This window comes from Thalassovita autumnalis (assembly GCF_001458255.1).
GTDB classification, from domain to species: Bacteria; Pseudomonadota; Alphaproteobacteria; order Rhodobacterales; family Rhodobacteraceae; genus Thalassobius; species Thalassobius autumnalis.
Genome location: NZ_CYSB01000040.1, coordinates 190,440 through 204,013, shown reverse-complemented (window position 1 = coordinate 204,013; position 13,574 = coordinate 190,440). Strand labels below are relative to the sequence as shown.

Annotated in this window: 14 protein-coding genes; 6 read left to right on the top strand and 8 right to left on the bottom strand. The window is 58.5% G+C overall.

Going from position 1 to position 13,574, the window contains the following annotated elements; all coding sequences use genetic code 11:
* Window positions 1-34 precede the first annotated feature (34 nt).
* Entirely contained in the window at window positions 35-715 is a 681-nt protein-coding gene (locus TL5118_RS17675; protein ID WP_058244171.1) for a TRAP transporter small permease, read from the top strand.
* A 5-nt stretch (window positions 716-720) separates the two neighbouring features.
* Entirely contained in the window at window positions 721-2,097 is a 1,377-nt protein-coding gene (locus tag TL5118_RS17670) for a TRAP transporter large permease (RefSeq protein WP_058244170.1), read from the top strand.
* A gap of 85 nt (window positions 2,098-2,182) precedes the next feature.
* Here the strand turns inward: TL5118_RS17670 and TL5118_RS17665 are convergent, their stop codons facing one another.
* The 8 genes from TL5118_RS17665 to TL5118_RS17630 form a co-directional block, all read right to left on the bottom strand.
* A complete protein-coding gene (locus tag TL5118_RS17665) occupies window positions 2,183-2,788 on the bottom strand; it encodes a class I SAM-dependent DNA methyltransferase (protein ID WP_165590064.1) in 606 nt (201 codons plus the stop codon).
* Window positions 2,789-2,883: 95 nt separating this feature from the next.
* A complete protein-coding gene (gene tpiA, locus TL5118_RS17660) occupies window positions 2,884-3,636 on the bottom strand; it encodes a triose-phosphate isomerase (RefSeq protein WP_058244168.1) in 753 nt (250 codons plus the stop codon).
* Between the two features lie 111 nt (window positions 3,637-3,747).
* Window positions 3,748-4,098: a HesB/IscA family protein gene (locus TL5118_RS17655; RefSeq protein ID WP_058244167.1), complete on the bottom strand. Its 351-nt coding sequence runs from the start codon at window positions 4,096-4,098 to the stop codon at window positions 3,748-3,750.
* Between the two features lie 44 nt (window positions 4,099-4,142).
* Window positions 4,143-4,868, bottom strand: coding sequence for a DUF3307 domain-containing protein (locus TL5118_RS17650; RefSeq protein WP_058244166.1), 726 nt, complete (start codon window positions 4,866-4,868; stop codon window positions 4,143-4,145).
* A gap of 13 nt (window positions 4,869-4,881) precedes the next feature.
* On the bottom strand, window positions 4,882-5,529 hold the full coding sequence (locus TL5118_RS17645; RefSeq protein ID WP_131727458.1) for a hypothetical protein: 648 nt from the start codon (window positions 5,527-5,529) through the stop codon (window positions 4,882-4,884).
* Between the two features lie 129 nt (window positions 5,530-5,658).
* Entirely contained in the window at window positions 5,659-6,021 is a 363-nt protein-coding gene (locus tag TL5118_RS17640) for an SUF system Fe-S cluster assembly protein (RefSeq protein WP_058244164.1), read from the bottom strand.
* A 120-nt stretch (window positions 6,022-6,141) separates the two neighbouring features.
* Entirely contained in the window at window positions 6,142-6,408 is a 267-nt protein-coding gene (locus TL5118_RS17635; protein WP_306345427.1) for an NfeD family protein, read from the bottom strand.
* Window positions 6,408-7,304 (bottom strand): SPFH domain-containing protein, encoded by an 897-nt coding sequence (locus tag TL5118_RS17630; RefSeq protein ID WP_242601810.1) that lies wholly within the window; start codon window positions 7,302-7,304, stop codon window positions 6,408-6,410. The genes TL5118_RS17635 and TL5118_RS17630 overlap by 1 nt, the downstream gene beginning before the upstream one ends.
* Window positions 7,305-7,432: 128 nt before the next feature.
* On the opposite strand from TL5118_RS17630, the gene tgt reads away from it, so the two are divergent.
* The 4 genes from tgt to lon all read left to right on the top strand — a co-directional run bounded on the left by tgt (window position 7,433) and on the right by lon (window position 13,391).
* Window positions 7,433-8,563, top strand: coding sequence for a tRNA guanosine(34) transglycosylase Tgt (gene tgt, locus TL5118_RS17625; protein ID WP_058244162.1), 1,131 nt, complete (start codon window positions 7,433-7,435; stop codon window positions 8,561-8,563).
* 66 nt (window positions 8,564-8,629) lie between these two features.
* Complete coding sequence (locus TL5118_RS17620; protein ID WP_058244161.1) at window positions 8,630-9,040, top strand: hypothetical protein; 411 nt, start codon at window positions 8,630-8,632, stop codon at window positions 9,038-9,040.
* Window positions 9,041-9,422: 382 nt separating this feature from the next.
* Window positions 9,423-10,721 carry a PAS domain-containing protein gene (locus tag TL5118_RS17615; protein WP_058244159.1) on the top strand — a complete coding sequence of 433 codons (1,299 nt, stop codon included), beginning with the start codon at window positions 9,423-9,425 and terminating at the stop codon, window positions 10,719-10,721.
* A 264-nt stretch (window positions 10,722-10,985) separates the two neighbouring features.
* On the top strand, window positions 10,986-13,391 hold the full coding sequence (gene lon / locus TL5118_RS17610; RefSeq protein WP_058244158.1) for an endopeptidase La: 2,406 nt from the start codon (window positions 10,986-10,988) through the stop codon (window positions 13,389-13,391).
* Window positions 13,392-13,574: the final 183 nt, after the last annotated feature.

The following is a 13,574-nucleotide window of genomic DNA, read 5'->3' as shown; positions in this document are numbered from 1 at the left end:
TCTATATCCGAAATTCCTAAAAAGGGGGCGGGACATGTCGGGACACTATGAACCGAAAACTGCGTTCTCGCGGTTCGTACACGAGTTCGAAGAAACCTTTATCGCCATCATTCTGGGGCTGATGACCATCATCACCTTCATCAATGTGGTGCTGCGCTATGGGTTTAACACTGGTTTGATCTGGGGGCTGGAGGCGACAGCGTTTCTGTTTGCTTGGTTGGTTCTGTTTGGCATGAGCTATGCGGTCAAGGTGACCGCGCATCTGGGTGTGGATGCTGTTTTGAACGCAGTGCCGCCGGCGCTGCGCCGGGTACTGGGTTTTGTCGCGGCTGCGATTTGTCTGGCATATGCCTTTCTGCTGATGAAGGGGGCTTGGGACTATTGGGCGCCGTTTGCCGGCTTTGACGCCACCACGGGCCGCTGGTTCCCGACGGGCTTTGCCAATAGCCGGGATCAGGCCTGGTATGAGGTGGGCGACATCTACATGGTTGAATGGCTGCGCTTTATCGAGCCGATTTTCAATCAGGGCGAAGCCTATGAGAAACTGCCACGTTTCATCCCCTATGTGATGCTGCCCATCGGCGCGGCGCTGCTGTTGTTCCGCTTTGTGCAGGCCACCCTGCGCCTGATCCGCGGTGAACAGGAGAGCCTCATCGTCAGCCACGAAGCCGAAGACGCGGTCGACGAAGTCCGCCACCAGAACGCAGAGGACTAAGTCAGATGGAAGTTGTTGTTCTCTTTTCCATGATCATTGGCCTGTTGCTGATCGGTGTGCCGATCGCAATCTCACTGGGCTTTTCCTCGATCATCTTCCTACTGGTGCTCAGCGATACCTCGCTGGCGTCTATCGCGCAGACCATGTTCCAGGCGATGGCCGGGCACTATACGCTGCTGGCGATCCCCTTCTTCATCCTCGCCTCCAGCTTCATGTCGACCGGTGGTGTGGCAAAACGGATCATCCGTTTCTCCATCGCTATCGTGGGTCACTTCCCCGGTGGTCTGGCCATTGCGGGCGTCTTTGCCTGTATGCTGTTTGCCGCGCTCTCGGGCTCGTCCCCGGCGACGGTGGTTGCCATCGGCTCCATCGTGATCGCAGGCATGCGTCAGGTGGGCTATTCCAAGGACTTCGCCGCCGGTGTGATTGCCAACGCAGGCACCTTGGGCATCCTGATCCCGCCGTCGATCGTGATGGTGGTTTATGCCTCGGCTGTTGAGGTGTCCGTTGGCCGGATGTTCCTGGCGGGTGTGATCCCGGGCCTGATGGCAGGTTCGATGCTGATGATCACCATCTATGCGATCGCCCGTGTGAAGAACTTGCCGAAAGGTGACTGGCTGGGCTGGGGTGAGGTCTTTGCCTCGGGTCTGGATGCGGTCTGGGGCCTGTTCCTGATCGTGATCATTCTGGGCGGTATCTACGGCGGTATCTTTACCCCGACCGAAGCCGCGGCTGTTGCTGCTGTCTACGCCTTCCTGATTTCCAGCTTTGTCTATCGCGACATGGGGCCGCTCAGCCGTCCCGAAGGGGAAAAGAACCTGACGCTGTTGCAAAAGCCGGTGGCGCTGATCACGGCCTTCTTCCACCGCGACACCAAGAACACGTTGTTTGAAGCGGGCAAACTGACCGTGACACTGATGTTCATCATCGCCAACGCGCTGATCCTGAAACACGTGCTGACCGATGAACAGATCCCGCAGCAGCTGGCCTCGGCCATGCTGGATGCCGGTCTGGGGCCAGTAATGTTCCTGGTAATCGTGAACGTGATCCTGCTGATCGGTGGTCAGTTCATGGAGCCCTCGGGCCTCTTGGTGATTGTGGCGCCGCTGGTGTTCCCGATTGCGATTGAACTGGGCATCGACCCGATCCATCTGGGCATCATCATGGTGGTCAACATGGAAATCGGCATGATCACCCCGCCGGTTGGTCTGAACCTCTTCGTGACCTCGGGGGTGGCTGGAATGCCGATGATGCGGGTTGTCCGGGCGGCGTTGCCCTTCCTGGCCGTGCTCTTCGTCTTCCTGATCATGGTGACCTACATCCCGGCGATTTCGACTTTCCTGCCCAACCACTTCATGGGGCCGGAGATCATCACCAAATAGATTTGCTGAGATCATTGAGAGAACCGAAGCGGCGCCCCCTGAGGCGCCGTTTTCGTTTTGAGTATTTGCGGATCATTGACAGCTGTCAGCGCCGCGCGATGTAACCGTGGCTGGTGCGATAGGGCGGGCCTGAGGGGAAGGGGATCAGCTGAATATCCCTGAAGCCTGCGGCGGCCAGATGATCCCGCGCCTGATCCGGCCGATAGGCCCGGTGGCCCCAGCGCCAGCGAATGAGCGCCGTGCACCAATGGGGCCGCGACAGGGCCAGCACTAGGGTGCCACCGGGTGTAAGGCTCTGGTGGAGCCAGGTGAGCGCCGGGGGTATCTCCAGATGCTCCAGCACATGGGCGCAGAGGAGGATGTCATATTGACCCAACGGATCGCCAAGCTTGGCGTCTGTGATCTGCACGGTCTGCGGCCAGTCCTGAGACTGTGCGGCGGCTTCACGGCGCATCTCGGGATTGGGATCGGCGAGGGTCAGCTGGCAATTGGCAGGCGCCTGTTTGGCAAAACTGGCTGCAAAGGCGCCGGAGCCAGTGCCGATATCAAGAACCCGCGCCTGATCAGGCAGCGGGGGCAGCTGCGCCATCAGATGATCATAGGCGCGCGTATAGCCCAACCTGCCCAGGCGCTGGTGCCAGCGCGGGGCATGTTTGGAATAAAGCTGGTCGTGGTCAGACGTGGCGGTCATCGGGGCCTCAGGCATCGGATGGGCTGAGGCTAGGGGCCGGTCATGCTGCGCGTCAATGACCCTGAGGGGGGACGCGCAGCATTGTGATCAGGGATTTAGGCAGAGGCTTCCAATGCGGCAATGATGCCGGTGAAATCTGCCGCTTTCAGGCTGGCGCCGCCAACCAATGCGCCGTCCACGTTGGAGACCGCAAAGATCTCCGCTGCGTTGCCGGGTTTCACTGAACCGCCATAGAGCAGGCGGGTGGAGCGGCCAACACCGGCACCGAAGCGGCGCTCCAGACGGGCGCGGATGAAGTCATGCACTTCGCCGATCTGATCGAGCGTCGGGATTTTGCCGGTGCCGATGGCCCAGATCGGCTCATAAGCGACGACAAGGTTTGCGCCGGTCGAATTGTCGGGGATCGATGCCGCCAGCTGGCCGCCGATGATGTCCAATGTGTTGGAGGCTTCGCGCTGCTCCAGCGACTCACCCACACAGATCACGGTGATCAGACCGGCCTCATGGGCGGCGCGGGCTTTCTGGCGGATCAGCTCATCACTTTCGCCGTGGTCTTCGCGGCGCTCTGAATGGCCCAGGATCACCGCCTTGGCGCCGGCATCGACCAGCATCTCGGCGGAGACATCACCAGTGTGTGCGCCCGAGGCCGCCGGGTGGCAGTCCTGACCGCCAATCATCAGGGGTTTGTTGCCGACCTGTGCGGCGGCCGCGCCAACAAGTGTGGCCGGCGGGCAGATCATCAGGTCAACGGCCGGGTCAGGGTGGGCGGCGGTCAGCGCGTCCAACTGATCAAGCTGGGCCGACAGCCCGTTCATTTTCCAATTGCCAGCGGCCAGTTTGCGGCGCATGTCATCCACTCCCTCAAAATCCGATTTGCACGCATTAGCGTGATGACTGTCAGTTGCACCAACAGCCTAGCAAAGCGCAAGGGGGAGGGGGGAAATCAGCCGCTTGGCGGGTCACATTCCAGCGAATTTGATCGATTCACCACAGCCGCAGGCTTCGGTCACGTTCGGGTTGTTGAACTTGAATCCAGCTTCCAGCAGCGAGACCTCATAGTCGATCTCAGTCCCGAAAAGGAACATCTGTGCCATCGGGGCAATCATCACCCGGGCGCCGTCCTGTTCCACGATCTCATCATTGGGATCGACGGTATCGGCGTAATCCATGGTGTATTCCATGCCCGCGCAGCCGCCTTTTTTGACGCCAATCCGCAGCCCCTGATGGCCGTCTTTCTCCATCAGCTTGGCAATCTGTGCAGCGGCTTTCGGGGTCAGGCTCACGGCCTGTTTGCCGGGGATGGAGAACATATCAAGGTCCTTTGGGGGAACTGTTGCGCGTTGGTCCCCTCTATTTAGGTTGCTTTGGGGATGATCTCAAGCGGTGGCAGATGGATCAACAGCTTTTGAACGGCAATCGCGACGATCAGCGCCCAGCCGAAACTGAACAGGGTGCCGATGATGACATATTCGGTGGCTTTGCGGTCGCCCGAAACAGTGCCAAAGCGCAGGATCGATTTCGCCGCCACCAGAAAGCCGATGCCGCCGGTTTCGCCGATCAGGACCAGAAGGTAGATCAGGCCGCGTTCCAAAAGGCCGATGGTGGCGCCGCCGCCGGGCAGGCCTTCGTCTTCGGGGGTGTCTGAGACCTCATGATCGCGCATCAACAGGGCTGTGGCGAAACCGCCGGCGCGGGTGGCCAGAACAGCGCCCGCTATGATGACCATGAGCGGTGGCAGCATGGGCTGCGCGGCCCAAAACCCGCTGGCCCAGAGGTCGGGCACCAGAGTGCCGACCAGAACAAGTGTGGCCAGATGCGCCAGCTGATCGCAGAGGAACCCGGTCAGCCCGTCAAAACCGCCATAGGTTTTGACCGCGTCGATGATCAGATGGGCGGCGGCCAGCGCCAGCAGTGGCCAGGCGGTGACATGGCCCAGGCTCAGCTGAGCGGTCAGCAGCACCAGAACACCATGCAGCAGAAGCACACCAAACTGGCGTTTGCGCGCCACCATCCAACGCGTTTGCAGGACGAAATCTGCAAGGACATGCGCAAATAGCAGCGCGGCAAAAGTTTCAAACATCAAACGGCTCTGTTCAGAATAAAGACGTGTCAGTTTCAATCATTTCCAGCGCTTCTGACAAGGCCGGATAGCCCGCAGACCAAAGCGATCTGTTGACCGATTGGCGGCTGACGCCCAGCGCCTTGGCAATATCGGCGCGTTTTGGCGCGCCGGGCGGCAGTTGCTGCGCTAAGGCCCGCGCCTGCGTCTGAGTCCAGTCGCGGCTGATGTGATCCGCCAGCAGGGTTGCGGCCCCCAAGGACGCGGCGCCCCAGCGCAGGCTTTCTTCATCTTTCATTGTCTCAAGCAACCGGCCAGAGGCCACGTAGACCGGGCCGATCGCGGCATTGGGATTGCCGTCAGGGGGCAGGGCATCTGCGCCATTTGCGATGGCAATGCGGCTGTCATGGGTCTTGCCCAGACTGCGCAGGCTGGCGCGCAGGGTGAGGGCGGCGCGCAGCCCAAATCCCGCGCGGGACAGCACCAGCTGCCAGCCGTCACCTCCGCGCAGGCCAAAGGCCGCATCGACCCCCGGCCAGCTGCCGATCTGGATCGCGGTGGCGCGCAGATTGTCCAACGCCTGTTGCTGTTGGTCAGGCGTCAGATCCGAGGATCGGATCAGATCGCCCGTCAGCACGGCAATATTCTGGGTGTCCTGTGTCATGAGAATAGGAAGCCACATTTGGCTTCTTTGGTCAAGAGAAGCTTTTTTTGGCTTCTTTTGGGTGGAGAAATCGAAATCGGCTTCCCAAAAGAAAAGCAGGCCCGAAGACCTGCTTTGATATTTGATCGCGATGCGGCGTGGGTGGCGTTACATGAAGCCCAGTTCCAGCCGCGCTTCGTCGCTCATCATTTCCATGCCCCAGGGCGGTTCCCAGGTCAGATCGACCTCAACATGCTGCACGCCGTCCAGCGGTTCGACCGCGTCAACAACCCAGCCCGGCATTTCACCGGCAACCGGACAGCCCGGCGCGGTCAGCGTCATGATGATCGACACGCGGTTGTCGTCTGAGACATTGATCGTGTAGATCAGGCCCAGATCGTAGATATTCACCGGAATTTCAGGGTCATAGACGGTCCGGCAGGCCTCAACCACTTTGTCATACAGCGGGTGGGAGACGCTGGAAGGGGCAATCAGCGGGGTGCCTTCAAGCGGTTCAGCATTATCGTTCATGACGTCCGTCCATGTTAACCTGAGCGAAGATATAAGGTTTTGAGGCGTGAAGGTCCATAGCTGGCGCCGCAAATCTCCTCAGGACGAAATGTCGCCCTGAAGAGATTGGTAGGCATTGCCTTAGTCGTTGATGTCGTTGTCAAAAACCTTGCGGCCCGACTGGCGGAAGCCAAACACCCGCCGCATCACCAACCAGGCGATGAGCGACAGAACCGCAAAGGCGACGGCAAGCTGCGGTACACTCAGACCGCCCCACGCCGCCAGCGGTGCGGTCAGCGCCGCGCCTGCCGCAAAGCCCAAGAAGATTGAACCGGGCAGGAAAATTTCGGCGATGCCGAGGCCCAGCGCCACGGCCAGCCAGACCCACCAGATCTCAAACACGGACATTATTTGCTTCCTTTCAGCAGTTTGAAGGCGTCGCCAAAAGCTTCCAGCGCATGGGCCGGCAGAACGATAGTTTGTTTGCCTTCACCAGCGCCAAGCGCGTTCAGCGATTCCACCTGTTTGAGGGCGACCTGATACTGCGCCGCCTCAATGCCGTTTTCACGGATCGCCTTGGCCACCACTTCGGTTGCATAGGCTTCGGCCTCGGCTTCGATCCGGCGCGCCTTGGCGTTTTGTTCGGCGGCATAAAGTTCCGCATCTGCGGCCAGTTCGACCGAACGCTTTTCACCCTCAGCTTCCGTCACCTGCGCCCGGCGGGCCCGTTCGGCGTTCAGCTGCTGCAGCATTGCATCGCGGGTGGCCTGATCGAGGTTCACATCCAGGATCTCGGCGCGGGTCACTTCAATGCCCCAGTCATCCACCGCATCCTCAACCAATGTCTGGATCTGATTGATCAGCTGCGCCCGGTTCGATTGCACCTCATCCAGGTCCATTTTACCAATCTCGGCCCGTACGATCCCTGCGACTGTGGTGGAAATTGCACCATCAACGTCGCGGATCCGGTAGACGGTCTTTTCCGGCTCCAGAATGCGGTAGAACACCGAGGTGTCGATCTGAACCAGAACGTTGTCCTTGGTGATGGCGTCCTGGCTGGCGTTGGGCAGCTGGCGCTCCAGGATCGAGATCTGATGCGCCACCTTATCAAGGAAAGGCACGATCAGGTTGATGCCCGGCCCCAGAACCGAATGCAGCCGGCCAAACCGTTCAACCACAAACTTCTGCGACTGCGGCACAATGCGCACGCCTTTGAATATGACGGCAATGATGAACAGGGCGATCAGTAGCCAGATCACCGTCATCGGGCTATTTACAATAAAATCAAGAAACACGTTGTCCATTTTAGACTATTCCCTTTGGCAAATTCGCTTTCTAGATAAGCAATTCCGCCTTTGCCTTCCAGAGGGGGAAAGGCTAAGCAGCGCCGAATTGGCCCCCAAGGGCAGATCAGCAACAAATGAGATGTGGCATGAGCGAGAAGTTTTCTTTCGAAAAGCTGGGTCAGGATGGTAAGGCCCGAACTGGGGTGATCCATACCACGCGGGGCGATATCCGCACGCCAGCCTTCATGCCTGTTGGAACCGCCGCTACCGTCAAGGCGATGATGCCGGAAAGTGTTGCGGCGACCGGTGCCGACATTCTGCTGGGCAACACCTACCACCTGATGCTGCGCCCGACGGCGGAACGGATCGATGCGCTTGGTGGGCTGCATAAGTTTATGAACTGGGACAAGCCGATCCTGACGGACTCGGGCGGGTTTCAGGTGATGTCGCTCGCCGGCCTGCGCAAGCTGACTGAGAAGGGTGTGACCTTCAAATCCCACATCGACGGTTCGCGCCATGAGCTGACGCCGGAACGCTCGATGGAGATCCAGCGTCTGCTGGGATCGGACATTGTGATGTGTTTTGATGAATGCCCGGCGCTGCCGGCGGATCGTGACACCATCGCCAAATCCATGCGTATGTCGATGCGGTGGGCACAGCGGTCGCGCGACGCCTTTGGCGATCGTCCGGGCCACGCGCTGTTTGGCATTCAACAGGGCGGTCTGGAACAGGATTTCCGTCAGGAAAGCGCTGAGGCCCTGCGTGAGATTGGTTTTGACGGCTATGCCGTTGGCGGCCTTGCCGTGGGTGAAGGGCAGGGGGCGATGTTCGGCTGCCTCGACTTTGCACCGGATATGCTGCCCGAGGACAAGCCGCGCTATCTGATGGGCGTCGGCAAGCCGGATGATATCGTAGGGGCCGTGGCCCGTGGCATTGACATGATGGACTGTGTGCTGCCGTCCCGTTCGGGGCGCACCGGTCAGGCCTTCACCCGGCATGGTGTGGTGAATATCAAGAACGCCCGCCATCAGGACGATCCGCGCCCCTTGGACGAACAGTGCTCCTGCCCAGCCTGCAGCAACTATTCCCGCGCCTATCTGCATCACGTCTATCGCAGCCAGGAGATGATCTCGGGCATGTTGCTGACCTGGCACAACCTGCATTACTTCCAGGAGCTGATGCAGGGGATGCGCGATGCCATTGCCGCTGGCACCTTTGAGGCCTTCCAGAAAGACTTCCATGAGACCCGGGCCAATGGGGACATAGAACGCCTTTAACCTACATTTCTGTTGTCTCGATAGCGCATAAGATGCAATTGTCGGGGCAAAGTTGAGGGGCGGTTGATGGTTTCCAGATATATCTATGGCCGGATGGTCCGTTTGATCTGCGCAATGGATCTGGTGATCCTTGCGCCGCTGATCGTGCCTGTCGTCAATCAGCATTACCTTGTTGCCCTTGCAGGGTTCGGTGTGCCGCAGGGCGTTGCGGATGGGTTTGCAGTGTCAAACCTCAGCTTGATGCTGGCGCAGCTGGTTGGCCTGCTGGGCTGCGGCTGGGCGCTGTGGCGCTGGCGCAATGCCACGCAGGAAATGGGGCGATTTACCGGTGCATTACGTCTGGCGATTGCCCTTGTTTTGCTGACCAGCTACCTCAATACCGCACTGCCGGTTTTGCAACTGCTTGCCTTGCTGGAAGGGCTGGTCGCGCTGGTGCATTTCGTGCCATTGCGGCGTCATATCGTGGTGATTGACTGACTGAGGCTCGCGCATGTGCTCGGGCGGCAGAAAACAAAGGTGTGAAATCCACATACCTTTGTGGTTAAAGGGATTTTTACGTTTTCTCTGATCAATTTTGTCGCAGCCTGATGTGGTCGCTGTCAGTGCGATTGTGTTGCAAAGTCAACAAAATCAGGGGCTTCGCTCCCATGCCGGAATGTCGCCAAAATTTGGCGTCTGTCAAAGGCGCTTCGAGGTGTGGTTTCCGCTCTAAAAGTCCCCTCTGGATGACCGTTTCAGTAAGGGCGATCAAGAGTCGTCCTTCCGGTTGGTTCAGCTGCCCGTGACCGGAAACGAACCTGCTGTCGCGGGCAGGAGTGAAGGACCCCTTTCAGCAGCTGAAGCAGAACGGATTTTTGCGATGAACCGGATTTCGTCAGATCCTTTTTCAGCGGATCACGATGCTGTCCATGCTGCCGCATCAGCACAGACAGTTGCCGAAGTGAATGTCGAAGAAGCATTTGGAATTGATGAACTTTTCTTCTCGCGCACCGATGGGCGCGGGGTGATTGAAGCCTATAACGAGATCTTCGTGCGCGTCGCGGGTTTTGCCGGCAGCGAATTGCAGGGCGCGCCCCATAAGATCATTCGCCACAGCGAAATGCCCAAGGCGGTGTTCTGGCTGCTGTGGAACGGTCTGAAACAGGGATCCCCTGTCGGCGCTTACGTGAAGAACAAAACAAAAGAAGGCAAGTATTATTGGGTCTTCGCGATCGCCTCGCCAATTGAGGGCGGTGGTTATCTGTCTGTGCGTCTGAAACCCTCCAGCCCGCTGCTGGATGGGGTGCAGGACCTCTACCGCGAAGCGTTGGAAGCGGAAAAAGCCGAAGATCTGTCACCAGAAGACAGCGCCCTGCGCCTGATGGAGCGGATCAAAGAACTGGGTTTCCCGACCTACGCGATGTTCCAGGCCCATGCCATCCATCAGGAGTTTGAGGCGCGTCGGGTCGCGATGCACAAACCCCAGTTTGCGGATCTGTCGAACATCAACACCATTTCGGACAATGCAGCCAAGCTGCGCCATGAGTTGAACCTCTTGTCCGAGAAGTTCCACAACGCGGCCCTGCTGACGGCGAATATGAAGATCTTCGCGGCCAAGCTGCCGGTGGGGCGCTCAACCATCAATGAAATCGCCAAAAACTACGATCTGATGCTGCGCGATATTCAGAACCACCTGAAGACCCTGCACGTCGAAGAAGAGTATGAGGGTCTTTGGGATGCCTCTCGCGATCAGAACTCATTCTTCATGCTTTGTGCCTCACATCTGATGGAAGAGCTTTGTGTGAACTTCGAAAAAGAGGGCTGCCTTGGCGGCAAAACCTCAAAGTCCGAAGAAACCCGTACGCTGAACCGGTTGCGCAATGATTACAAGAAACAGTCGATTGAAGCGGTGTTGCATGGCATCCAATCCGCATTGACCATCCAGCGCCGTACCGAGTTTCTGCGCCGGATGATCCTGGGCCTGTCGACGATCCGCATTGCCTGCCGGGTTGAGGCGGGGATGCTGCGGGACAGCGCCAAGGGGCTGGATAACATCGTTGGCCGCCTCGATGGGTTCCATGATGAGGTTGAGGCACATCTGGCGGTCATACAGCAGGCCGTGAATGCGATCCTGAAAGGGGTTGACCGTTCAATCACCGGACAGCCTGAGGCCGCGTGATGCAACGGATGGATAGGGCCCGCCGTAAAATACAGCGGCGGCACATCAACTTGGCCTGAAATTTGCGCCTGTGCTTCCAACAAAAGGGGGCACAGGCGATTTCGCGCCTTGCTCATCCTTGCCGCCCACGGCAAATTGAAATCGGGAGAAGACCATGCGGTTGAAATCGGAGCGACGCTCCCCAGATTAAATCGCAGGAAACGGAGAAGGCCGCGGCTGCCAAATGTGGGGCCAGTGCCTTTTTGCCAAGAACAAGGAAACCCTATGCAAGAGCCACTCAACGCATCCTATCCAGTTCTGCCGCTGCGCGACATCGTTGTGTTCCCACACATGATCGTGCCGCTTTTCGTCGGACGCGATAAATCGGTCCGCGCGCTGGAAGAGGTGATGCAGGACGACAAGCAGATTCTGCTGTCCAGTCAGGTCGACCCGGCCGAAGACGATCCTCAAACCGATGGTATCTACAAAAGCGGCGTGCTGGCCAATGTGCTGCAGCTGCTGAAACTGCCCGATGGTACCGTGAAGGTGCTGGTCGAAGGTCAGGCCCGTGTGAAAATCACGGAATACATTGAAAATGATGACTTCTTTGAAGCACGCGCCGAGTATCTGAATGAGATCCCGGGCGATGTTGCGACCATTGAGGCGCTGCTGCGCACCGTGGGTGCGGAGTTTGAACGCTACGCCAAGGTCAAGAAAAACATCCCCGAAGAAGCGCTTGTCACGGTTTCGGAAACCTCGGATCCGGCCAAGCTGGCTGATCTGGTTGCCGGCCACCTTGGCATCGAAGTGGCCCAGAAGCAGGAGCTGCTGGAAACCCTCAGCGTAAGCGAGCGGCTGGAGAAGGTCTATGGCCTGATGCAGGGCGAAATGTCCGTGCTGCAGGTTGAGAAAAAGATCAAAACCCGCGTCAAATCCCAGATGGAGCGCACCCAGCGCGAATACTATCTGAATGAGCAGATGAAGGCCATTCAGAAGGAACTGGGCGACGGTGAGGATGGCTCAAACGAGATCACCGAGCTGGAAGAGAAAATCGCCGGCACCAAGCTTTCGAAAGAAGCCAAGGAGAAGGTCGATGCCGAGCTGAAGAAGCTCAAGTCGATGTCCCCGATGAGCGCCGAGGCGACCGTTGTGCGCAACTACCTTGACTGGATCCTGTCGATCCCGTGGGGTGTGAAGTCGCGGGTCAAGAAAGACTTGGGCCGCGCGCAGGGCATTCTGGACAAAGATCACTACGGTCTTGAGAAGGTCAAAGAGCGGATTGTTGAGTATCTTGCCGTGCAGCAGCGCAGCCAGAAACTCAAAGGCCCGATCCTGTGCCTTGTTGGTCCACCGGGTGTTGGTAAAACCTCGCTGGGTAAATCTGTTGCCAAGGCAACGGGGCGTGAATTTATCCGCATCAGCCTTGGTGGCGTGCGTGATGAATCCGAAATCCGCGGCCACCGTCGGACCTATATCGGCTCCATGCCCGGTAAGATCATTCAGGCGCTGAAAAAGGCGAAAACCACGAACCCGCTGATCCTCTTGGATGAGATTGACAAGATGGGGCAGGACTTCCGTGGCGATCCAGCCTCGGCGATGCTGGAAGTGTTGGATCCGGAACAGAACGGCACCTTTGTCGATCACTATCTGGAGGTCGAATATGACCTGTCGAACGTGATGTTCCTGACCACCTCGAACAGCTACAACATGCCGGGGCCGCTGCTGGATCGGATGGAGATCATCCCGCTGGCCGGTTACACCGAAGACGAAAAGATTGAGATTGCCAAACAGCACCTCGTGCCCAAGCAGGTTAAAAACCACGGCCTCAAGAAAGATGAGTTCGAGGTGGATGACAGCGCCCTGACCGAAGTGGTCCGCCATTACACCCGCGAAGCGGGCGTGCGGAACATGGAACGTGAGGTCGGCAAGATGGCGCGGAAGGCGATCACCAAGATCGTCAAAGGCGAAGCACAGTCGATCAAGGTGGATGCTGAAAACATCGATGACTTCCTGGGCGTGAAGAAGTTCCGCTACGGTCTGGCCGAGAAAGAGGATCAGGTGGGTGTCGTGACCGGTCTGGCCTATACCTCGGTCGGTGGCGATCTGCTGCACATCGAGGCGCTGAAACTGCCGGGCAAAGGTCGGATGAAGACCACCGGTAAGCTGGGCGACGTGATGAAGGAGTCGATTGATGCGGCTTCGTCCTACGTGCGTTCGGTGGCACCGCAGATCGGTGTGAAACCGCCGCAGTTTGAAAAGTGGGACATCCACGTGCACGTACCCGATGGCGCCACGCCGAAAGACGGCCCTTCGGCCGGTCTGGCCATGGTGACCTCGATCGTTTCGGTGCTGACCGGCATTCCGGTTCGAAAGGACATCGCCATGACAGGTGAGGTCAGCCTGCGCGGCAATGCCATGCCGATCGGTGGCCTGAAGGAAAAACTGCTGGCCGCCCTGCGCGGCGGGATCAAAACCGTTCTCATCCCTGAAGAGAACGAAAAAGATCTGGCGGATATTCCCGACAACGTGAAAGACGGGCTGAAGATCATCCCGGTGACCCATGTGACCGAAGTGCTGAAGCTGGCGCTGACCGATACACCCGAAGCGATTGAGTGGGACGAGGCCGCTGAAGAAGCCGCCGCAGCCGCTGCGCTGAAGGATAAATCAGGACCCGGCGCCACCGCGCACTGATCCTGATCGGTTGATTGAGACAAAAACGCCCCCGGTCGACAGCCGGGGGCGTTTTCATTTGTGGCGCCAGTAACGGGCGATAGTCGGCAATAGCGCGGATGCTATGGCCGCGCCTTTGTGTCGGATTTGGCAACAATTTCATTAATTTCCGGGCAAATCTGGTGGCTTCTCTGGCTTTTTCCG